General features: G+C 60.9%; 22 protein-coding genes and 2 pseudogenes. 14 read left to right on the forward strand and 10 right to left on the reverse strand.

Annotated features, from left to right (window positions below; all coding sequences use genetic code 11):
• Positions 1-286 precede the first annotated feature (286 nt).
• Together ACKJSM_RS01810 and ACKJSM_RS01815 are read left to right on the forward strand one after the other, a co-directional pair.
• Positions 287-1,057 (forward strand): annotated as a pseudogene (locus ACKJSM_RS01810) (PAS domain-containing protein); the annotation flags it as partial.
• A gap of 120 nt (positions 1,058-1,177) precedes the next feature.
• A pseudogene (locus ACKJSM_RS01815) lies at positions 1,178-1,606 on the forward strand (methyl-accepting chemotaxis protein); the annotation flags it as partial.
• Positions 1,607-1,663: 57 nt separating this feature from the next.
• Here ACKJSM_RS01815 and ACKJSM_RS01820 read toward each other — a convergent pair.
• The 3 genes from ACKJSM_RS01820 to ACKJSM_RS01830 form a co-directional block, all read right to left on the reverse strand.
• On the reverse strand, positions 1,664-2,230 hold the full coding sequence (locus ACKJSM_RS01820) for a hypothetical protein (RefSeq protein WP_236177828.1): 567 nt from the start codon (positions 2,228-2,230) through the stop codon (positions 1,664-1,666).
• 152 nt (positions 2,231-2,382) lie between these two features.
• A complete protein-coding gene (locus tag ACKJSM_RS01825) occupies positions 2,383-3,804 on the reverse strand; it encodes an MFS transporter (protein WP_236177829.1) in 1,422 nt (473 codons plus the stop codon).
• 125 nt (positions 3,805-3,929) lie between these two features.
• The gene (locus tag ACKJSM_RS01830; protein WP_236177830.1) at positions 3,930-4,370 is read right to left on the reverse strand and encodes a PACE efflux transporter; all 441 of its coding nucleotides are present in this window, start codon (positions 4,368-4,370) and stop codon (positions 3,930-3,932) included.
• Between the two features lie 119 nt (positions 4,371-4,489).
• Between ACKJSM_RS01830 and ACKJSM_RS01835 the strand changes: the two genes are divergently transcribed.
• Positions 4,490-5,362, forward strand: a complete 873-nt coding sequence (locus ACKJSM_RS01835) for a LysR family transcriptional regulator (RefSeq protein ID WP_236177831.1) — start codon at positions 4,490-4,492, stop codon at positions 5,360-5,362.
• A gap of 61 nt (positions 5,363-5,423) precedes the next feature.
• Here the strand turns inward: ACKJSM_RS01835 and ACKJSM_RS01840 are convergent, their stop codons facing one another.
• Entirely contained in the window at positions 5,424-6,455 is a 1,032-nt protein-coding gene (locus ACKJSM_RS01840) for a LacI family DNA-binding transcriptional regulator (RefSeq protein WP_236177832.1), read from the reverse strand.
• 216 nt (positions 6,456-6,671) lie between these two features.
• Between ACKJSM_RS01840 and ACKJSM_RS01845 the strand changes: the two genes are divergently transcribed.
• Both ACKJSM_RS01845 and ACKJSM_RS01850 read left to right on the forward strand, forming a co-directional pair.
• Positions 6,672-7,205, forward strand: a complete 534-nt coding sequence (locus ACKJSM_RS01845; protein WP_410236496.1) for a gluconokinase — start codon at positions 6,672-6,674, stop codon at positions 7,203-7,205.
• Between the two features lie 83 nt (positions 7,206-7,288).
• Complete coding sequence (locus tag ACKJSM_RS01850) at positions 7,289-8,641, forward strand: GntP family permease (protein WP_236177833.1); 1,353 nt, start codon at positions 7,289-7,291, stop codon at positions 8,639-8,641.
• Between the two features lie 208 nt (positions 8,642-8,849).
• On the opposite strand, the gene alaC is transcribed toward ACKJSM_RS01850, so the two are convergent.
• Positions 8,850-10,058, reverse strand: a complete 1,209-nt coding sequence (gene alaC / locus ACKJSM_RS01855; protein ID WP_410236497.1) for an alanine transaminase — start codon at positions 10,056-10,058, stop codon at positions 8,850-8,852.
• Between the two features lie 139 nt (positions 10,059-10,197).
• Here alaC and ACKJSM_RS01860 point away from each other — a divergent pair, with 139 nt between their 5' ends.
• The 3 genes from ACKJSM_RS01860 to ACKJSM_RS01870 all read left to right on the forward strand — a co-directional run bounded on the left by ACKJSM_RS01860 (position 10,198) and on the right by ACKJSM_RS01870 (position 12,228).
• The gene (locus ACKJSM_RS01860) at positions 10,198-10,860 is read left to right on the forward strand and encodes a LysE family translocator (protein WP_410236498.1); all 663 of its coding nucleotides are present in this window, start codon (positions 10,198-10,200) and stop codon (positions 10,858-10,860) included.
• Between the two features lie 68 nt (positions 10,861-10,928).
• Positions 10,929-11,423 carry a GyrI-like domain-containing protein gene (locus tag ACKJSM_RS01865; RefSeq protein ID WP_236177835.1) on the forward strand — a complete coding sequence of 165 codons (495 nt, stop codon included), beginning with the start codon at positions 10,929-10,931 and terminating at the stop codon, positions 11,421-11,423.
• 316 nt (positions 11,424-11,739) lie between these two features.
• Positions 11,740-12,228 carry a GNAT family N-acetyltransferase gene (locus tag ACKJSM_RS01870; RefSeq protein WP_236177836.1) on the forward strand — a complete coding sequence of 163 codons (489 nt, stop codon included), beginning with the start codon at positions 11,740-11,742 and terminating at the stop codon, positions 12,226-12,228.
• 47 nt (positions 12,229-12,275) lie between these two features.
• Here the strand turns inward: ACKJSM_RS01870 and ACKJSM_RS01875 are convergent, their stop codons facing one another.
• Positions 12,276-12,881: a pyridoxamine 5'-phosphate oxidase family protein gene (locus tag ACKJSM_RS01875; RefSeq protein WP_410236499.1), complete on the reverse strand. Its 606-nt coding sequence runs from the start codon at positions 12,879-12,881 to the stop codon at positions 12,276-12,278.
• A 17-nt stretch (positions 12,882-12,898) separates the two neighbouring features.
• On the reverse strand, positions 12,899-13,384 hold the full coding sequence (locus tag ACKJSM_RS01880; RefSeq protein WP_410236500.1) for a GNAT family N-acetyltransferase: 486 nt from the start codon (positions 13,382-13,384) through the stop codon (positions 12,899-12,901).
• A 142-nt stretch (positions 13,385-13,526) separates the two neighbouring features.
• Between ACKJSM_RS01880 and ACKJSM_RS01885 the strand changes: the two genes are divergently transcribed.
• Genes ACKJSM_RS01885 through ACKJSM_RS01895 form a run of 3 tightly spaced genes read left to right on the forward strand, consistent with a single transcriptional unit; the run spans position 13,527 to position 15,574 of the window.
• A complete protein-coding gene (locus ACKJSM_RS01885) occupies positions 13,527-13,952 on the forward strand; it encodes a YybH family protein (RefSeq protein WP_410236501.1) in 426 nt (141 codons plus the stop codon).
• A gap of 40 nt (positions 13,953-13,992) precedes the next feature.
• The gene (locus tag ACKJSM_RS01890; protein WP_007951101.1) at positions 13,993-14,337 is read left to right on the forward strand and encodes a YciI family protein; all 345 of its coding nucleotides are present in this window, start codon (positions 13,993-13,995) and stop codon (positions 14,335-14,337) included.
• Positions 14,330-15,574 (forward strand): RNA polymerase sigma factor, encoded by a 1,245-nt coding sequence (locus ACKJSM_RS01895; protein ID WP_410236502.1) that lies wholly within the window; start codon positions 14,330-14,332, stop codon positions 15,572-15,574. Before ACKJSM_RS01890 ends, ACKJSM_RS01895 begins: the two co-directional genes overlap by 8 nt.
• A 56-nt stretch (positions 15,575-15,630) precedes the next feature.
• Here ACKJSM_RS01895 and ACKJSM_RS01900 read toward each other — a convergent pair whose 3' ends face one another.
• Complete coding sequence (locus ACKJSM_RS01900) at positions 15,631-16,356, reverse strand: SDR family oxidoreductase (RefSeq protein ID WP_410236503.1); 726 nt, start codon at positions 16,354-16,356, stop codon at positions 15,631-15,633.
• Between the two features lie 111 nt (positions 16,357-16,467).
• Here ACKJSM_RS01900 and ACKJSM_RS01905 point away from each other — a divergent pair, with 111 nt between their 5' ends.
• On the forward strand, positions 16,468-17,304 hold the full coding sequence (locus ACKJSM_RS01905) for a LysR family transcriptional regulator (RefSeq protein WP_410236504.1): 837 nt from the start codon (positions 16,468-16,470) through the stop codon (positions 17,302-17,304).
• A gap of 1 nt (position 17,305) precedes the next feature.
• On the opposite strand, the gene ACKJSM_RS01910 is transcribed toward ACKJSM_RS01905, so the two are convergent.
• The gene (locus tag ACKJSM_RS01910) at positions 17,306-18,160 is read right to left on the reverse strand and encodes a LysR family transcriptional regulator (RefSeq protein WP_236177850.1); all 855 of its coding nucleotides are present in this window, start codon (positions 18,158-18,160) and stop codon (positions 17,306-17,308) included.
• An 88-nt stretch (positions 18,161-18,248) separates the two neighbouring features.
• On the opposite strand from ACKJSM_RS01910, the gene ACKJSM_RS01915 reads away from it, so the two are divergent.
• Positions 18,249-18,686, forward strand: a complete 438-nt coding sequence (locus ACKJSM_RS01915) for a multidrug/biocide efflux PACE transporter (protein WP_236177851.1) — start codon at positions 18,249-18,251, stop codon at positions 18,684-18,686.
• A gap of 57 nt (positions 18,687-18,743) precedes the next feature.
• Here ACKJSM_RS01915 and ACKJSM_RS01920 read toward each other — a convergent pair whose 3' ends face one another.
• Positions 18,744-19,499, reverse strand: coding sequence for an SDR family NAD(P)-dependent oxidoreductase (locus ACKJSM_RS01920; RefSeq protein WP_410236505.1), 756 nt, complete (start codon positions 19,497-19,499; stop codon positions 18,744-18,746).
• Between the two features lie 120 nt (positions 19,500-19,619).
• Here ACKJSM_RS01920 and ACKJSM_RS01925 point away from each other — a divergent pair, with 120 nt between their 5' ends.
• Complete coding sequence (locus ACKJSM_RS01925) at positions 19,620-20,516, forward strand: LysR family transcriptional regulator (RefSeq protein ID WP_236177853.1); 897 nt, start codon at positions 19,620-19,622, stop codon at positions 20,514-20,516.
• The last annotated feature ends 31 nt before the right edge of the window (positions 20,517-20,547 follow it).

Consider the following 20,547-nt stretch of genomic DNA (forward strand, 5'->3'; position numbering starts at 1 on the left):
GCTGCCAGAGTGCGCAATCCAAGGCACCGGACACTGAACCGACAAGGAGCATGTTTTTAAATGGAAGTTCTTCTGCATGTTAGGAATGGCCCGCCTGCGGGCTATCAAGAGAAGGATGTCTTGATTAGAGCGTCTTCGCATGGACTCTTTGATTAACCATCGTTTATCACCTGACAACTTCCTCCCGTGGAGGAAGGCGTGTGCCTGTTCTGTGGAACGTAGTGGTGGATTCTGAAAGATCTGAACTTTCATCAAATCAAAAGAACGCGCGGAAGGTGATAGAGACATGTTCAACCTACATCACAAGGCTGATCTGCAGGAAATCGAACGTTTCAGCTGTGCCCTGACCGAAGCCAACGCCAAGCTGGCGGCGATCAGCCGTTCGATGGCAATGATCGAATTCACCCCCGAGGGCATCGTCCTGGATGCCAATGACAACTTCTGCAAGACCATGGGCTACAGCGCCGAAGAAGTGCGTGGCAAACATCACCGGATCTTTTGTGAAGAAGAATTTTATCGCAGCGAGGAATACGCCAAGTTGTGGCGTGACCTGGCCCGGGGCGAGCCCATCAGCGGCACTTTCCTGCGCTTGAACAAGAGCGGTCGCGAAATCTGGCTCGAAGCCAGTTACATGCCGGTGTATGGCCCGGACAAACAAGTCCGGAGTGTGATCAAAGTGGCGGCGGACATCACCGCGCGCGTGAACAAGGAAAAGGAAGAAGAGAGCATGCTCGCTGCCATCGGCCGTTCAATGGCAGTGATCGAGTTCACCCCGCAAGGCAATGTGATCACCGCCAACGACAACTTTCTCAAGACCATGCAGTACTCGCTCAACGAAATTGTCGGCCATCATCACAGTCTGTTCTGTCACCGGGTCGAGGCCGAGTCCGCGCAGTACAAGGCGTTCTGGGCATCGCTCAATCGCGGCGAATATCACTCGCACCGCTTCGAGCGCAAGAACAAGTCCGGGCAGACCGTTTACCTCGAAGCCTCGTATAACCCGCTGTTCGACGCCAAGGGCCGGTTGTACAAAGTGGTGAAGTTCGCCAGTGACATCACTCACCAGATGACCACCTTGCAGACCGCTGCGGAATCGGCCCACAGCACCTCGGTACAAAACGACGCCTGTGCGCAAAAAGGCTCACAGGTCGTGCAGCAAACGGTGCAGATCATTCAGGACATTTCCCGCGACCTCAACGAAGCGGCGCTGAGTATCGATGCGGTCAGCAAGCAGTCGGACATCATCGGCACCATCGTCCAGACCATTCGCGGGATTGCCGACCAGACCAACCTGCTGGCGCTCAATGCGGCCATCGAGGCGGCGCGGGCGGGTGAGCACGGGCGTGGTTTTGCGGTGGTGGCGGACGAAGTGCGCAGCCTCGCGGCACGGACCAGTCAGGCGACCCTGGAGATTGTCGATGTGGTGCGCAAGAACCATGAGCTTTCATTGAGTGCAGTGTCGAGCATGCAATCGAGCCTGAGCCGCACCGGGCTCGGGGTGGAACTGGCGAACGAGGCGGGGGATGCGATCCGCGAGATTCAACAGGGTTCGCGGCATGTGGTGGATGCAATCAGCCAGTTCAACGAGACGTTGCAGTTGAACTGACGGTTTCACGGCTGAAAGAGGATCCCCATGGGGATCCTTTTTTAATGCGCCACTCCATTAGAGCGAAGCGAGGAACTTGTCTGCCGACTGGTCGCTGATCTTCGCCGAGTCGGCGTCCTGTTTGTTCTGTTTCTCGGCTTCGGCCAGCTTCATCTTGTCCTGCAGGCGCTCGGCGATCTCTTTGCCGATGGCCAGTTGTTTCTCCGGCGGCATGGCTTTGATGTCGTCTTCGGTCAGGCCCATTTCCTTGAGAATACTGTCGCGCAGACGCTGTTCCGGCGACTTGCTCATGTAGTCCTTGAACTCGTCCAGGGCCGATGAGCCTGAGGATTTGCTCGGCGAGGTATCGGAGGTTTGCAGGGCGACACGGGTCTTGGCGAACGCTTCGTCGACGTTGTCGCTGATGCGTGTGGCTTCGCTGACTTGCTGGGTCGCAAGTTGAGTGGCCGATTCCTGCACTTTGGCGGTGGCTTCGGCGGTTTGCGCCTGGGCCTGGTTCTGCAGGGTCTGCAGCATCGCGCCGTGCAGTCCGCCTTGCAGGCCGGCCGCTGCCGTGGTGGTTGCATCGTCATTCAGATGCTTGGGCAGGTGGATGAGTTGCTGTTGTTTTGCACTGACCAACATGATGAAAGGACCTGTAGGTAAGGACTGTCAGCCCATGGCAGCAAATACCGTGCCCATCGAATAAGTCGTTTTACTTCAATGGCTTGTGTTTTCTGTGAGCCGGCGAAGCGGTCATCCCTTGCCGGTGGGCGGCAGAGGATGACCGTTGTCCTTCAGCGATGGGCGATGTTTTCCAGCGCCAGATTGCGGGTGCGCGGGCCGAAGCAACCGATGGTCAGCATCACGATCAGCATGCTGGCGACGATGAACGCCAACACGCCCGGCGTACCGAAGTGATCGAGGAACAGGCCGATCAGCAGGCTGCTGAACACGGTCGACAAGCGACTGAACGAGTAACAGAACCCCACCGCCCGGGCGCGGATGTTGGTGGGGAACAGTTCGCTCTGATAGGAGTGGTAACTGAAGCTCAGCCAGGCGTTGCAGAAGGTGATCATCACCCCGCAGAAGATCAGGCCGAAGGCGCTGGTCTGCAGGGCGAACAACGTGCCGAAGGTCATGGCGCCGAGGGCTGAGCCGACGATCTGCCACTTGTTCTCGAAACGGTTGGCGAATTTGACGAACAGCAGCGGTCCGAGCGGGTAGGCGAGGGTGATGATGAACGCGTACATCAGGCTGTGAGTGACGCTGACACCCTGACCGCTAAGCAGCGCCGGCAACCAGTTGCCGAAGCCGAAGAAACCGATGGCCTGGAAGATGTGGAAGACGATCAGCATCAATGCGCGGCGGCGATAGGGCGGCTGCCAGATGTCGGCGAAACGGCCCTTGCCTTCAACATCGACCGCTACCGCTTCCGGCGCGTCCAGTGGCTGACGGTGATCTTTCTCGCAGCGCGCCTCGATGCCGTCGAGAATCCGGTTCGCCTCATCGAAACGCCCGTGTTGAGCCAGCCAGCGCGGCGACTCCGGCAGACGCTTGCGCAGCCACCAGATGAACAGCGCAAACACCGCGCTGGCCAACACCACCCAACGCCAGCCGGACACCCCGAACGGCGCCTGCGGCACCAGCCACCAGGACATCAGCGCCACCGCCGGCACCGACAGAAACTGCACGAAAAACGCGAAAGCGAACGCCGAACTGCGCATGCGCTTGGGCACCAGTTCCGAGAGGTAGGCGTCGATGGTCACCAGCTCGATGCCGAGGCCGATGCCCACCAGAAAGCGCATACAGATGATTCCCAGCGCCGAACTCTGCACGCCCATCAGCACGGTGGCCACGGTGTACCAGACCAGCGCGAAGGTGAAGATCGCCCGCCGTCCGAATCGATCGGCCATCGGGCTCAGCAGACTGGCGCCGAGAAACAGGCCGAGGAACGTTGCCGAAGCGAACGCTGCCTGATCGGAGAAACCGAACACGCCCTGATTGCCAGTGGCGAAGATGCCGTCGCGGATCAGGCCGGGGCTGATGTAGGCGGTCTGGAACAGGTCGTAGAGTTCGAAGAAACCACCGATCGACAGCAGTGCCACCAGCCGCCAGATCGTGGCGACTGCCGGGAGGCGGTCGATGCGGGCAGAAATCTGTGCGGCGCGTATCGGGTCGATGCCGTCGCGTTGCGCGGCGGGGGCGTGTGCAGTCATGGGCTGATCCATTTTTTATTGATGGAAAAGCTTAGCCTGCTATCGGAAATCAAGGATTGTTTATATCGGCGGTTGGCGCGGTAAAACCGCCGATTTCTTGCAATATCTGCTTACCAATTGGCGTTTTATGTCGCGGGAGCCGGATCGGGCAGTGCAGACGCTGGCAAGCCGAATACCCGGTCGAACAGCCAGTTGAACGCAAAGGTGTAGCAAGGGATGAACACGATCAGCGCCAGATCCAGCAAAAAGGCCTGCACCAGACGGATGTTCATCCACCAGGCGATCAGTGGAATCAGGAACACGATGAGCGTCAGTTGAAAACCGACGGCGTGGGCGATGCGCCGTTTCACCGTGCGGGTGCGCGACACTTGGCGGCTTTCCCAGCGCTCGAACAGCGAGGTGTAGATGAAATTCCAGGTCACGGCGATGGTGGTGATGATGACCGCCAGCGGGCCGGTGCTGCCGGGCGAGGTGCCGGACAACAAGGCCAGGCCGAGGGCCGAGAAGGTCATGCCGATCACTTCATAGAGCGACACATAGACCAGTTTGCGTTTGACGCCTTGCATGGGGAATTGCCTCTTTCTTGCGACTTATGGCCAGCGGGGCTGGCGAAGGCGACGAAAGATAGCTTCAATAGTGGTGACAGAAAAAGTCAGTAGCTTTCAGTTTTATTGATAGGTGTGAAGTGAATTTCAACAGCGAAAGCATCGAACTGTTTCTCGCCGTGATTGAGTGCGGCTCGTTTTCCGCCGCGGCCAGAGCGTTGGGCAAAGTGCCGTCGGCGGTGAGCATGGCCATCGGCAACCTGGAGGCCGAACTTGGTTATGCGTTGTTCGACCGCAGTCACCGCGAGCCGCAACCCACGGCAATGGCGCTGTCGCTGGTGCCCCATGCGCGGTTGATCGCCGATCAGCTCAAGCAATTGCAGGTGCACGCGGTGCAGTTGTCATTGGGGCTGGAGAGCAAGTTGTCGATCGGGGTGGCGGCGGATATCGATCGCCGACGGTTGCTGACGGCGATCAAGGACATCAGCGAGCGCCATCCGCTGCTTGACATCGAAGTGCTGACCGCGCCGCAGGATGACGTGCTGGCGATGCTTCACAGTGGCCGGGTCAGCGTGTGCCTGGCGTTCGCCGGGTTGAGCGTGAATGTGCTGGAGCGGTTTCAGTTTGTTGGCAGCGAACGGATGATCGCCACGCTGGCGGCAGACAGTCCGTTGTTGCAGGGGCAGGATCTGTTTCTCGAGGATCTGGTGCACGTGCGGCAGATCGTGGTCGGCAGTCGCGATTTGCCGATCAGCGAAACCCGGCCGCTGGTGGCCGAATCCCACTGGCGCACCGACAACCTGGAGACGGCGCTGGAAATGGTCGAGGCAGGGTTGGGCTGGGGCAATTTTCCGCTGTCGGTGGTGCAGCCGTGGCTCGATAGCGGACGCTTGAAGCGGCTGAATTTCCGCAACATCGAAAACGGCCTGGTGCTGCCGGTGCACGCGGTGTGGCTCAAGAGCCAGCCGCTGCAGAAGGGGGCGCTGGCATTGGTTGAAATACTCGGCCGGTGATCGTTGCCACGCGGAGTGGGAACGATCAGGCGGAGTGAGGGCGTCTGGGAGTGATGCGGTGTCAGGTGCTTTCGCGGATCTTCAGTTCGAAGCCCATGTCCTCGACCGGCCGCGCCACGTTGTTGCCGGCCATCAGCGTCAGCATCTGCTCCGCCGCACGCTTGCCGATCGCCTCGCGAGGCGTGTTGATGCTGCTCAGGCGCGGCACCATGTGCTCCGACATCGGCAGGTCGTTGAAGCCGAGGATCGCCACTTGCTCGGGGATCCTGATCCCGCTGCGCAGCGCTTCGAGCAGGGCGCCCTGGGCCAGGTCGTCGTTGCCGAAGAAGATCGCATCGACATCCGGATGCGCCGCCAGCAATTGCAGGAACAACTCGCCGCCCAGGCCCACGGACGATGAGCGCGGGGTCAGCACTTCCAGATCCGGGTCGTAGCGACCGGCCTTTTGCAGCGCCTTGCGAAAGCCCTCGCCACGCAGCAATGTGCGCTGGTCGAGCTGCGCGCCGATGTACGCCAGACGCTTGCGGCCACGGGACAACAAATGTTCGGCAGCGGTTTCCCCGGCGCTGAGCTGCGAGAAACCGACGCAGTTCACCCCGGCGGCGCTGTCCAGTTCCATCATGTACACGCAGGGAATATTGCTGGCCTCGATCATCCGCCGCGAACTTTCAGTGCGGTCGAAGCCTGTCAGCAGCAAGCCGCGCGGCTGATAGGCCATGTAGTTGCGCAGCAGGTTTTCTTCTTCATCGCGCGAATAGTGGAAGTTGCCGATCAGCACTTCGAAGCCTTTTGGCGTCAGTACCCGATGAATGGCTTCCAGGGTGTCGATGAACAACAGGTTGGACAGCGAAGGTACCAAGACCACCACCGAATGGCTCTGGGCCGAGGCCAGGGCGCGGGCGGCGGGGTTGACCACGTAGTTGAGTTCCTGCGCGGCTTTCTGCACTTTTTCCACCAGTTCAGTGGCGACCGTACTGACCCCACGCAGGGCGCGGGAGGCGGTAATCGGGCTGACGCCGGCCAGACGGGCGACCTCATTAAGAGTGGGACGGCCGGTGGTGCGAGTGTTTTTATCGTTTTTAGGGGTGGTCATCGGGCGGCTTGCCAAACAAAAATCAAGGCACTAAGGTAGCGCTGTCCTTATGCAGCTGCAAATGCGTAAGCGAGGTCCTGCCTGATCCTCGCTTTTTGGCTTACGGACAAAACCTGCTGCAACCCAAAAAAACGACAAGAAGGCGTCGGCAACTTCTGCCTGTGCACTAGAGTCATAGCTAGCAAAGGTAGCGCTGTCTGCGTGCTGAGGTGTTACATGAATCATCCCATCACCGCCCTGGTCATCATGGGCGTTGCCGGTTGCGGCAAGACGTGCGTCAGCGAGGCCCTGTGCCAATTGAGCGGCGCCACTGCCATTGAAGGCGATACTTTCCATCCGGCCGCGAACATCGAAAAGATGAGCGCGGGGTTCCCCCTGAACGACGAAGACCGTGCCGGCTGGCTCGACAGCCTGTGCGACGAACTGCGCCGCGTCGACGCCCTGGGCGAACGCCCGGTGCTGACTTGCTCGGCCCTCAAGCACAGTTATCGCGAAGTGCTGCGCAGCGCCTTGCCGGGCCTGGGCTTCGTGTTCCTCGAATTGACGCCGGAAGTCGCCGCCGAACGCGTGTCCCACCGTCCGGGCCACTTCATGCCGGCCACCCTGATCGAAAGCCAGTTCGCCACCCTCGAATCGCCCAAGGGCGAGCCGTTGACCCTGGCCCTGAATGCGTCGATCCACAGCGTTGAAGAACTGGCGGCCCAGGCCCACGTCTGGTGGCAGGCCCATGGCCTGAAACAGGCGGTATGAGTGTGAATGTGAAGACAGCGCTGTCCTTTCGACTTCTGATTAACCCGCTTTAATAACAACAACAAACCAGGAGACACCCCCTCATGTTTGGCATGTCCCATGACGCCTACCTGCTGCTTGATGCAGTGGTTACGGTGATCGGACTCATCGTCCTGATCACCAAGTTCAAGATTCACCCCTTCATTGCCCTGACCATCGCCGCCGCGTTCCTTGGCCTGACGTCCGGCATGCCGATCGGCACCATCATCAAGGCGTTCCAGGACGGCTTCGGTGGCGTACTCGGTTTCGTCGGCATCATCCTCGCGCTGGGTACGATGCTCGGCAAGATGATGGCCGAATCCGGCGGTGCCGATCAGATCGCCCAGACCCTGATCCGCGCCTTCGGCAAGGACAAGGTGCAGTGGGCGATGATGTTCGCCGCGTTCCTGGTGGGCATTCCGCTGTTCTTCGAAATCGGCTTCGTGCTGCTGATTCCGCTGGTGTTCATCGTCGCTCGCCGCACCGGTGTGTCGATCATCAAGATCGGTATCCCGCTGCTCGCCGGCCTGTCCGCCGTGCACGGCCTGGTGCCGCCGCACCCGGGCCCGCTGCTGGCCATCGGCGTGTTCGGTGCCGACATCGGCAAGACCATTCTGTACGGTCTGATCGTCGCACTGCCGACCGCCATCATCGCCGGCCCGATCTTCGGTACGTTCATCGCCAAGCACATTCCGGGTCATCCGAACCAGGAATTGGTCGATCAACTGGCCCGTGAAAACGATTCCGCCAACCTGCCGAGTTTCAGTATCACCCTGGTCACCGTGCTGCTGCCGGTGTTCCTGATGCTGTTGAAAACCTTTGCCGACGTGGCGCTGCCGGACGGACATTTCTTCCGCACCTGGATGGACATGATCGGGCACCCGATCTCGGCGCTGCTGCTGGCATTGCTGTTGTCGCTGTACACCTTCGGCTACAAGCAGGGCATTGGGTCGAACCAGATGCTCAAATGGCTGGATGCAAGCCTTGCGCCGACTGCCGCGATCATCCTGATCATCGGTGCCGGCGGTGGCTTCAAGCAGATGCTGGTGACCAGCGGCGTGGGCGACGTGATCGGCCACATGGCGGTCAGCGCGCAGATCTCGCCGATCCTGCTGGCGTGGCTGGTGGCGGCGGTGATCCGCATCGCGACCGGTTCGGCCACCGTGGCGACCATCACCGGTGCGGGCATCGTGGTGCCGGTGGTGGGGATGATCCCGGGCGTGAACCGTGAGTTGCTGGTGCTGGCCACCGGCGCCGGCTCGCTGATCCTGTCCCACGTCAACGACGCCGGTTTCTGGCTGGTGAAGCAGTACTTCAACATGACCGTAGCCGAAACCTTCAAGACCTGGACCGCGATGGAAACCATCCTGTCGGTGGTGGGCCTGGGCTTTATTCTGTTGTTGTCGCTGTTCGTTTAACCTCGAGCGCAAGACACAAAAAAACCGCAGCAATGCGGTTTTTTTGTGGGTGATCAATTTTGATCGCTCCCACGCTCTGCGTGGGAATGCCTCAATGGACGCTCTGCCTCCGCTTTCGGCAGGGATGCGGAGCGTCCCGGGCTGCATTCCCACGCGGACGGTTCGACGCCTCGACGTGGGAACGATCAGGTCGCGGGGAGCGGGACAGTTACTTGGTCACCAGGCCATCCGCCCGGAACATCCCGCGAATCCCGCGTACCGCCTGGCGAATCCGGTCCTGGTTCTCGATCAGCGCGAAGCGCACGTGATCGTCGCCGTACTCACCAAAGCCGACACCCGGCGAGACGCACACCTTGGCTTCGGCCAGCAGCTTCTTGGCGAACTCCAGCGAACCGAGGTGCGCGTAGGCGTCGGGAATCTTCGCCCAGACGTACATCGAGGCTTTCGGGTTCTCGACCATCCAGCCCAGTTCATGCAGGCCTTTGACCAGCACGTTGCGGCGCTGGCGATACTGCTCGGCGATGTCGCGCACGCATTGCTGATCGCCTTCCAGCGCTGCAATCGCGGCCACCTGCAGCGGGGTGAAGGTGCCGTAGTCGTGGTAACTCTTGATTCGCGCCAGGGCGCTGACCAGCTCCGGGTTGCCGACCATGAAACCGATCCGCCAGCCCGCCATGTTGTAGCTCTTGGACAGGGTGAAGAACTCCACCGCAATGTCCTTGGCGCCCGGCACTTGCATGATCGACGGGGCCTTCCAGCCGTCGTAGACGATGTCGGCGTAGGCCAGGTCGTGCACTACCAGCACGTCGTATTGTTTGGCGAGGGCGATTACCCGCTCGAAGAAATCCAGCTCCACGCATTGCGCGGTCGGGTTGGACGGGAAGCCGAGGATCATCATCTTCGGTTTCGGGATCGAGCCGCGAATCGCCCGTTCCAGCTCGGCGAAGAAATCCACGCCCGGCACCAGCGGCACCGAGCGCACCTGGGCGCCGGCAATCACCGCACCGTAGATGTGAATCGGGTAGCTCGGGTTCGGCACCAGCACGGTGTCACCCTGATCCAGGGTCGCCAGCATCAGGTGGGCCAGGCCTTCCTTGGAACCGATGGTAACGATGGCTTCGCTTTCGGGGTCGATCTCGACCTCGTAGCGTTCCTTGTACCAGTTGGAAATTGCCCGACGCAGGCGCGGAATGCCCTTGGACGTGGAATAGCCGTGGGTGTCTTCGCGTTGTGCAACCTGGACGAGCTTTTCGACAATGTGCGGCGGCGTGGCGCCGTCGGGGTTGCCCATGCTCAAGTCGATGATGTCTTCGCCACGACGTCGGGCGGCCATCTTCAGCTCGGCGGTGATGTTGAAAACGTAAGGTGGGAGTCGATCAATGCGCGCAAAGCGGCGCGGCGAACCTTGTTCAGCCATTGTTGCCTCGGATAACGTAAGCGCCCGGAACCGTCCGAGCGACGCTGGTCACTGCGGTGACCTGTGGCGGACGATAAGGGCAGTGATGGCAGACTGTCCAGAGCCTTTGTAAACAATTTTTTCCCAAGGAAATCGGTTAATGGAATTCACCAGCGGCTTCTTGCTGAGCCTTTCGCTGTGCCTGGACATCGGCGTGGCCAACATTGCGATGATTACCCTGGCGATGCAGCGCGGCTATTTCCAGGGCTTCGCCCTGGGCCTCGGCACTTGCGTCGGCGACTTGATCTACGCGGTGCTGGCACTGGCCGGGATGACCGTTCTGCTGCAGTACGAAACCGTGCGCTGGGTGTTGTGGATCGGCGGTTCGGCGCTGTTGATCTATTTCGCGGCGAAGATGATCTATTCGGCGATCCACCACGAAGCGCAATTGGCGGCGACCGCCGAAGTCGGCCAGAACTCCCATCGCAAGGAATTCTTCCGTGGGATCTTTCTGGCCATGTCGTCGCCAAGCGCCATCCTCTGGTTTGCGGCGGTGGGGGGGACGTTGATCGCCCGTTCCGGTGGCGGCGGTCCTTTGAGCTCGGCGCTGTTCCTCGGCGGCTTCCTGAGTGCCGGGTTGTTGTGGTCGGCGGGACTGTGCTTCGCCGCGAGCCATGGCGGCAAGTTGCTCGGTGACAAGCTGCTGCGCTATTCCTACCTGGCATCTGCAGCGATCTTCTGCTATTTCGCGGTCTACGTGATCGTATCCGGTTATAACGAGTTCGTCGGTTCCGGTGCCATCGACGCCCTGCATACGCTGTAAATGTGCGAATCGGGTTTGGCTTCTATACTCCCAGCCGAACCCACTTTTTTCGTTCAAGGAGTCGCGTCATGGATGAGCAAAAACGCGTCGAAGTGGCTGAACCTCGCTTCGAACATGGACACTTCCTGCTGATTGCAGGTTTTCGCGATCGCTTCACCAAAGAGACCGTTCAGGACATCCCTGCACTGTGGGAAAAACTCATCCCGCACATCGGAAATATTCCGGGACAGAAGGGCGAAGTGACCTACGGCGTTTGCAGCAATTTCGACGGCAACGGCGGTTTCGATTACATGGCCGGTGTCGAAATCCGCAAGCTCGATGACTTTCCCCAGGAAAAGTATCCGTGGATCGAAATCCTGCCACGCCAATACGCGGTATTCGAACACAGGGGGTCGCTGGATCAGTTGCCGCAGACCCTTGATTACATCTACAACAGCTGGCTGCCGGCGTCCGGATACAAAGGGCTCAACGCCCCGGAGCTGGAGCGCTACAGCGCCGATTTCAACCCGAAGCTCAAGACCGGCAAGCTGGAAATCTGCGTCCCGGTCGAAAAGAAAACCTGATCGGCAACCGGCAGCGCGAACCCGTTTCGCGCTGCCGGTCGAGCCCTATTTGCCCTTGATCCGTCGTGCCCGCAACAGGTCGATGCCCAGGGTGATGAAGCCGAAGAAGCTGATGCCCAACACCATCAACAAACCGATTTCCACGCTGCTCATAAACGCTTCCCCCTCGGGTGATAAGAGTCAGGTCTCAGAAATAGACCGTCCCGAATCCGAAGAAAAGCGCTTATACGCAGGCTTTACGCCCCCCAGGCGGATCGATATGAACACCTTATTCCTTTATCCTTGGCGGCCCTGTTTTTACTGATTTCGAGCCGCCATGAACACCGTCATCCGCCACGTCACCGCCGCCGACCTGGATCGCTGCTACGCCATCGAAACCCTCGCCTATGAGGGCGACGAAGCCGCGACCCGCGAGAAGATCGCCACGCGCATCGCCACCTGGCCGGACGGTTTCATCGTCGCCGAGGTGGACGGGCAGGTGGCCGGCTTCATCAACTCCGGCGCGGCGTTTGACGTGCAGATGTCCGACGAGGCGTTCAAGGAACTGATCGGCCACGACCCGGCCGGTCCGAACGTGGTGATCATGTCGGTGGTGGTGCACCCCGATTATCAGGGGCTGGGCCTGGCCAAGCGTCTGCTGGGGGAATTCATCGAACGCATGCGCGAGCAGGGCAAGGCGACGATTCACCTGATGTGCAAGGAAAAACATATTCCGCTGTATGCCGGGTTTGGCTTCGCCTACATCAAACCGTCCGAATCCGACCACGGCGGTATGGCGTGGCACGAGATGATTCTGACCCTCTGAAGAACACTGCAAATCCCACAAGGGAAAATGGTGTTTGCAAGTTTTGGTCAGTACAGCGTGTCGAGCACTCGCTTCGGGGCCTCACGGTCGTAGGCCTCGGCATCAAACTGCCCATCATTCAGCCGCTTGTGAAACGCGCCCGCCGTCGGCAGCGCCGAGCGCGGCAAGTGGGTTTCAGGGTTCCACGCATCCGAACGCACGAATGCCTTGGAGCAATGAAAGAACGCCGCCTCCACCGTCACCAGCAACACCGTGCGCGCCGGTTTGCCATTCACCGCGAAGCTTTCCAGCAACTCGGGGTCAGCGCTGATGGTCGCCGTACCGCTGACCCGCAATGTCTCGCCAATTCCCGGAATGATGAACAGCAGCGACACTCGCGGATCGTGCAGCACGTTGCGCAAGGTATCGATGCGGTTGTTGCCGGGGCGATCCGGCAGGGCCAGGGTGCGCTCGTCGATGATCCGCACAAACCCCGGCGCATCGCCGCGCGGGGAACCGTCGATGCCATCGGCGCCCACCGAGCTGACAATCACCAGCGGCGAGACCCGGACCATCGCCTGATAGTCCTCGTTGAGAAAACCGATCTGTTTGCGCACCGCCCGCTCGTGGGGCCGTCCGTAGATGGCTTGCAGCGCTTCGATTGAATCGATCATCGTTGCTCCCTCGACGATTAGAAGAACAACCCCATGCGCCGCTCGTAACCGATGCGCCCCATGTAGGCTTCGCCGCTGTCGACGAAACCGTACTTGGCGTACAGCGCAATCGCGGCGTCGTTGTCGGCGTCCACCGACAGTTCCAGCCCTTTGATGTCCGGCCAGGCCTGACGCGCAACGTCCGGCAACGCCAGCAGGCAAGCCTTGCCATAACCCTTGCCCTGGGCGCGGTGATCGACCTGCAACGCATGCAGGGTGGCGCTGTGTTCATCGGCCCATTCCGGCAACACCGGCGGGCGTTTGAGCAGCAGGAAGGCCACCGGCACGTCTTCGGCCAGCAGCGCAAAACCTTTTACGCCGGGGCCGGGTTTCGACAGCAGCGTGTGCAGGGCGCCGTGGATGTCGCCGGAGAACTTGATCTGCTCGGCGTGGATTTCAATGGCCTCGACCTGTTGGCGTTGGGTGGCGTTCAGGCTTTCGTAAGGCACGAGTCGGGCTGACACGGGAATTTCCTTTTTCCTACAAAGATGAGCCTCGGATTCTAGCGATTTTGTCTTCTTCGGAAATTTTTTGTTTCGGTTGTCGATCCGGCAAATCGCCGAACGACTAAGGGTGTCTTCACAACAAAAACCAGGGAGAAACCCTATGAGTACGCAAGCGCAGATTCGAACTCTGATCGACACCTACCGCGAGGCGGTGATGACCAAGGATGTGGAAAAAGTCATGGCTCTGTACGCCGACGACATCCTTTCCTTCGATGCCATCAAGGCCCTGCAATTCAAGGGCAAACCGGCCTACCGCGCGCACTGGGTGGATTGCATGGAAATGTGCCCTGGCCCGCACATTTTCGAGTTCCACGAAATCGCCATCGAGACCGCCGACAACATCGCCTTCGCCCACTGGGTCGCCAATTGCGGCGGCACCAATGAAAAAGGCGAAACCCAGAGCTGCTGGATGCGCGTCACCGCCTGCTATCGGCAGATCGGCGGTGCGTGGAAAATTGTTCACGAGCACTGGTCGGCGCCGTTCGACCCGATGAGCGGCGCGACCCTGTTCGATGTGAAACCCTGATCTTCAGCCATAGTTGATCCGTCCGATTCAGGAGAACGCCATGAAGTATTTATGCCTGGTCTACAGCGATGAACGCCTGCTGCATTCGTCGCCCGACAGCCCGGAAGACGCCGAGTGCTGGGCCTACGCCGAGTCGATCCAGGGCAGCGGCCGGATGGTCGCCGCCGAAGCGCTGGAGTCGGTGCAGACCGCCACCACGGTGCGCATGCGCAACGGCAAACTGTCGATCACCGACGGCCCGTTTGCCGAGACCAAGGAGCAGCTGGCCGGCTTCTACCTGATCGACGCGCGGGATCTCAACGAAGCGATTCAGGTCGCCGGCAACATTCCGGCGGCCCGGGTCGGCAGTGTCGAAGTGCGTCCCGTGCGCCAGTTGAATGTCTGAGGTCAGGGCGCGGGTCGAGCAGGTCTATCGCGAAGACTCGCGGCGGATCCTCGCGACCCTGATCCGTCTGCTCGGCGATTTCGACCTCGCCGAAGAAGCCTTGCACGAGGCGTTCTTCGTCGCGGTCGAGCGCTGGCAGCGCGACGGCGTGCCGGACAATCCGCGAGCCTGGCTGGTGTCCACCGGGCGCTTCAAGGCGATCGACGTGTTACGCCGTCGCGCACGGTTCAAGGCCTCGCAGCCGTTGTTGCTGGCGCAACTGGAAGAACTGGAACAGTCCGAATGGGACACTGAAGACGTGGAAGACGATCGCCTGCGCCTGATCTTCACCTGCTGCCACCCAGCGCTGGCGGCGGACGCGCAAGTGCCGCTGACCCTGCGTGAAGTCTGCGACCTCACCACCGAAGAAATCGCCCGCGCATTCCTCTCGGCCCCGGCGGCGATTGCCCAGCGCATCGTGCGCGCCAAGGCGAAGATCCGCGACGCGAAAATCCCCTATCAAGTCCCGAGCCTGAGTGAATTGCCCGAACGCCTCGACAGCGTGTTGCGGGTGATTTATCTGGTGTTCAACGAGGGGTATTCGGCATCCGGCGGCGCCCAGGTCACCCGCGAAGACCTGACCCGCGAGGCGATCCGTCTCGGGCGGTTGCTGCTGGAGTTGTTGCCGGATCCGGAAGTCATGGGATTGCTGGCGTTGATGTTGTTGCACGAATCGCGGCGCTCGGCGCGCTCCACGCCAAGCGGTGAACTGATCTTGCTGGAGGATCAGGATCGCGGATTGTGGAATGCCGAGCTGATTGCCGAAGGCTGCGATCTGGTGGAAAAGGCGCTGACCACGGGGCGCTTCGGGCCTTACTGCCTGCAGGCTGCGATTGCGGCGGTGCATGCCGAGGCGCCGACGGCGAGGGAGACGGACTGGGCGCAGATCGTCGGGCTGTATGACGTGTTGCTGCGGGCGGTGCCGTCGCCGGTGATCGAGTTGAACCGGGCGGTGGCGGTGGCCAAGCGTGATGGGGCGTGGGCGGGGTTGACCCTGGTTGAAGGGATTCTGCAGCGCGGCGAGTTGCAGGATTACCACTTGGCGCATTCGGCGCGGGCGGAGTTTTGTCGGCAGTTGGGGCGGGTTGAGGAGGCTCGGGCGGCTTACCGGCGAGCCTTGGAACTGACCCGGCAGGCGCCGGAGCGGCGGTTTATTGAAGGGCGGCTTTGGGCTCTGGATCGCTTGCCCTCACCCTAGTCCCTCCCGGAGGGAGAGGGCTGGGGTGAGGGCGCTTTTGCTTCTTGCTTTTGCTTTTAGGCCTGCTGGCGCGTAGCTGCCATCACAATCTCGCGAATACAAACCCCCTGCGGCTGCCCATACGCATAGGCAATCGCCGTCGCCACATCTTCGGCACTCAATACCGTGCCCCCCATGTCCTGTTTCCAAGCCTGGTAGCCAGTCTTGATCGCTTCATCCGTGGTGTGGCTCAGCAATTCGGTTTCCACCGCACCCGGCGCAATCGTGGTCACCCGCACGTTATGTGGCGACAACTCTTCACGCAGGTTCTCCGACAACCCGTGCACCGCAAACTTGGTCCCGACATAGGCCACATGGTTCGGGAAGGTCTTGCGTCCGGCCACCGAGCTGACGTTGATGATCGTGCCGTGCCTGCGCTCGATCATCCCGGCGACCACCGCGTGCACGCCGTTGAGCAAACCCTTCACGTTGACGTCGAGCATCTGGTCCCACTGCGCCGGGTCCTGTTTGCTCATCTCGCCCAGCAGCATCACCCCGGCGTTGTTGATCAGCGCATCGGCCGGGCCAAATTGCGCTTCGGCCTCGGCAACGGCGGCCAGCAACGCGGCGCGGTCAGTGATGTCGACGCGGCGGCTGAGGCTGTTCGGCAGTGCCAGTGCTTCAAGGCGTTCGATACGCCGGGCCAGCAACAGCAGCGGGTGGCCGGCAGCACTGAAGCGGCGGGCGGTGGCTTCGCCGATGCCCGAGCTGGCGCCGGTGATGATGATCAAGGGCTTGCTCATGGTTGAACTCCTGAGATAAGAAAAACAAATAACCAGATTCGTGGCGCAGTATATTTAGCCCGCTGGAGGCTGAAAAATGCCTTATTCCTCTGTCTGCTATCGGAATCTCCTATGGATATCCGCCATCTCAAAGCCTTCCTCGCGGTGTTTGAAGAACGCAACATCACCGCTGCCGCGCAACGGCTGTTCATCAGCCAGCCCACGTTGTCGGTGACCATCAAACAGCTGGAAGAAGAACTCGGTGCGACGCTGTTTGTGCGTCAGCCCCGTGGTGTGGACGTCAGCGACGAAGCGCGACTTCTGTATCCGCAGGCGCGGCGGATGGTGGCCGAGTCCGAGGCATTGAGCCGGATGTTTCGCGGCCGCGAAAACCGTGCGCCGCTGACCCTCGGTATCGAGGGCGACATCGCCGCCAGCCATATCGAAGCCTTCGTGCGCCTGGCCCATCAGGCGTTGCCCAATCTGCTGCTGACGCTGGAGGAGGGCTGTCACGGTGACGGTCGGTTGGCGGTCGAAGAGATGTGCTGCGAAGACGAACTGTTCCTGCCGCTATGGGAAGAACCCTATGTGATGGCGCTGCCCTTCGACCATCCGATGGCCAACGTGCAGGCGGGCTGGGCGCCCATTGAGGACTGGATCACTTGCCCGCAGCATCCGTCCCATCAACGCTTGATGGCGCTGTACGGACGCTCGCCGGAAACGGTGGCGGGGCAGGCCGGTTCACTGCAACAGGCGTTGCACATGGTGGCGGCGGGCGTTGGCGTGGCGATGTTGCCGCAGTCGCTGGTCAGCGGGCATGAGCGCATCGTCGTGCGCACGCTGCACCTGCCGGCGCCGACCCGGCGGGTGGGGTTGTGTTATGCGGCGCAGGCCCTGGAGTTGCCGACGATGCGCGGGTTGCATGAGTATTTTCAGGTCAATCGCCCGGCAGCCATCGAGGCGGCCTGAGCTATTCCAGCATCTTGCTGAGCAACCAGCTCCCCGCCGGCCCCGGCGGGTACAGCCGCGACCATAGCGCATCGACGAACACCGGCTTCGGCCAGCCGCGCACTTTCAACTCGACCAGCAGATCATTGCCGAAACGCTCCACCAGCCAGCGCGGCAGCGGGGCCCAGCCGAAACCTTTTTCGGCCATTTCCAGCAGCATCAGATAACTCGGCGCCGACCACACCCGGCCTTTGCCGCGACTGTCGTAAGGATTGACGATGGTCGCCAGGCGCAGCTCGCGATGCTGTTCAAGGACCGTCTGGTCGATGGATTCCTGCGTCGCCAACGGATGGCCACGCCCTACGAACAAGGCGATTTCAGTGCGTTCGGCGACGGTTGCAGTCGCCAGATCCGGTGGGTAACTGTCCTGCATCTCGGCGAACGCCAGATGCGCCCGACCACGCTGCACCAGTTCGACCAGGTCATCGCACTCGGCGATCAAACACTCCAGTTCCAGATCCGGATATCGCTGTTCGAAACCCACCAGTGCCGCCTCAAAGCGGTCGGATTGATAAGTGTCGGAAATCGCCACCGTGAGCTTGGGTTCGACGCCCTGGGCCAATTGCCGAGCGGTCATTTCCAGGCGGCTGGTGGCCGCCAGAATGGCCTCGGCCCGTTGCAGCATCACGTGGCCGGCCGGGGTCAGGGTCGGCTTGCGGCTGCTGCGGTCGAACAGCACCAGATCCAGATCAATCTCCAGACTGGCCACCGCTGCACTCACGGTCGACTGACTGCGCCCGAGTTTGCGCGCGGCCGCTGAAAACGAGCCTTGAGTCGCCGCCTGGACAAATGCGAGCAACACTTCCTGAGAGGCCATGAACTATCGCCTTGGTCGATGGTTATTGGTTATGAAGTATCGGTTCGGTGCTGGATCATGGCAACCATCTTCACAGAGGACTTCGGCCATGACTGCCCACAAATCCATCACTGAACGTCTCTTCCAGGCCATCGGTTTCGAACTGCTGGCGATCCTGATCTGTACCCCGTTGCTGGCGTGGATCATGGGCAAACCGCTGGTCGAAATGGGCGCCGTCACTCTCTTCATCGCGTTGCTGGCCCTGGGTTGGAACGTGGTGTTCAACGGCTTCTTCGACCGGATGCTCAAGCGCTGGAACATCGCTCACAACGCCTGGGTGCGAGTGGCGCATGCGCTGCTGTTCGAGGGCGGGTTGATCGTGATGGGCGTGCCGCTGATTGCCTGGTGGCTGTCGGTCAGCCTGTGGCAGGCGTTTCTGCTCGACATCGGCGTGCTGCTGTTTTTCCTGCCGTACACCTACGTCTACCACTGGGGTTATGACGTGCTGCGCGAGCGGCTGGTGATGCGCAACACGTGTCAGAGCTGAAACAAACAATCGCAGCCTGCGAGGGCTGCGATTGTGGTGTCTGGACTCGTTTGAACCTTAAAGAAACATCCCGCCCGACGCTTCAATCCGCTGACCGTTGATCCACTGCGCCCCCGGCGACAGCAGCAGCGCCAGTGCACCGCCAATGTCATCCGGCTGCCCGGCACGGCCCAGCGCAGTGTTACTGGCGACCATCGCGTTCAGCGCCGAATTGTCGCGCACCGCGCCGCCGCCGAAGTCGGTTTCGATGGCGCCCGGCGCCAGGATGTTCACGGCGATCTGTCGCGCGCCCAACTCCTTGGCCTGATAACGGGTCAGCACTTCCATCGCGCCTTTCATCGCCGCATAGGCGGCATAACCCGGCAGGGTGAAGCGGGCCAGACCGCTGGAGATGTTGATGATCCGCCCGCCATCATTGATCAGCGGCAGCAGTTGCTGAGTCAGGAAGAACGGCCCTTTCAATTGCACATTCATCAGCAGGTCGAACTGCTCCGGAGTGGTGTCGGCGAACGACGCATGCACACCAATCCCGGCGTTGTTGATCAGAAAGTCGAAGCGTGGCTGCCCAAGTTGTTGCAGCACCTGCCCGACCCGCACGGCGAACTCGGCAAAGCCTTCGCTGCGGCCCACATCCAGTTGCAGCATTACGGCCTTGGCGCCGAGTGTTTCCAGTTCCTGGACCAGCGCCTGGGCGTCATCGGCGCGGCTGTTGTAGGTGCCGATGATGTCCACGCCTTGCGCGGCGAGGTGCAGGGCGGCGTTCTTGCCGAGGCCACGGCTGGCACCGGTGATCAATGCGATTTTGCGGTTCATGGGTCTTCCTCGATGGCGGTTACGGTTGATGGGGCAAAGTTTATTTATCCGCCATGAGGTGATAAACAGACTGAAACCGGAATCACTGGTCGGATTATTCGAACAATTGAGAGGTGGCCCATGAACAAACTGGAACTGCTGCGCACCTTCGTCCGGGTCAGCGAATTGTCGAGTTTTACGATGGCCGGGGAGAGTCTGGGGGTGCCGCGCTCGACGGTATCCGAGCAGGTGCAGGCGCTGGAAACCTTGCTCGGCACGCGCCTGCTGCAACGCACCACACGCAAGGTCCAGGCGACTCAGGACGGTCTCGCGCTGTACGAGCGCAGCAAGGATCTGCTGTCGCACATGGACGAAATCGAGAACCTGTTCCGTCAGGACGAAGCGTCGCTGACCGGGCGGATCCGGGTCGATATGCCGAACATTCTGTCGCGACGGCTAATCCTGCCGAAGCTGCCGGAGTTCATGGCGCGCCATCCGAACCTGGAACTGGAAATCAGCAGCACCGATCGCCGGGTCGACCTGCTTGCCGAAGGCTTCGATTGCGTGGTTCGCATCGGCGCGCAGCCCGATCAGTCGGTGGTGGCGCGGCACCTGGGGGATTTCAGCATGATCAACTGCGCCAGCCCTGCCTATCTGCAGCGCTACGGCGTGCCGCAGACGCTGGAGGATCTGGCGCAGCATCGGTTGGTGCACTACGTCGGTGTGCTGGGTTCGCGCTCGGAAGGGTTTGTCTACGAGCAGGACGGGCAGGTTCACCGCGTGCCGATGGCCGGCAGTGTGACGGTCAACAGCACCGATGCCTACGAGTCGGCGTGCCTGGGCGGGTTTGGTCTGATTCAGGTGCCGCGCACCGGCATGAACACCTATCTGGACAGCGGCGAGATCGTCACCGTGCTGCCGCAATACACCGCGCCGGCGATGGGCATTTCGTTGTTGTACGCGAGGCAGCGGCATCTGCCGTTGCGGGTGCGGGTGTTCATGGATTGGTTGGGGGATTTGATTCGTTCGACGCTCTGATTTCTGCCGCAAATCCCTGTGGAAGCACAGC

Source organism: Pseudomonas sp. PHC1, assembly GCF_046487845.1.
GTDB lineage: Bacteria > Pseudomonadota > Gammaproteobacteria > Pseudomonadales > Pseudomonadaceae > Aquipseudomonas > Aquipseudomonas sputi.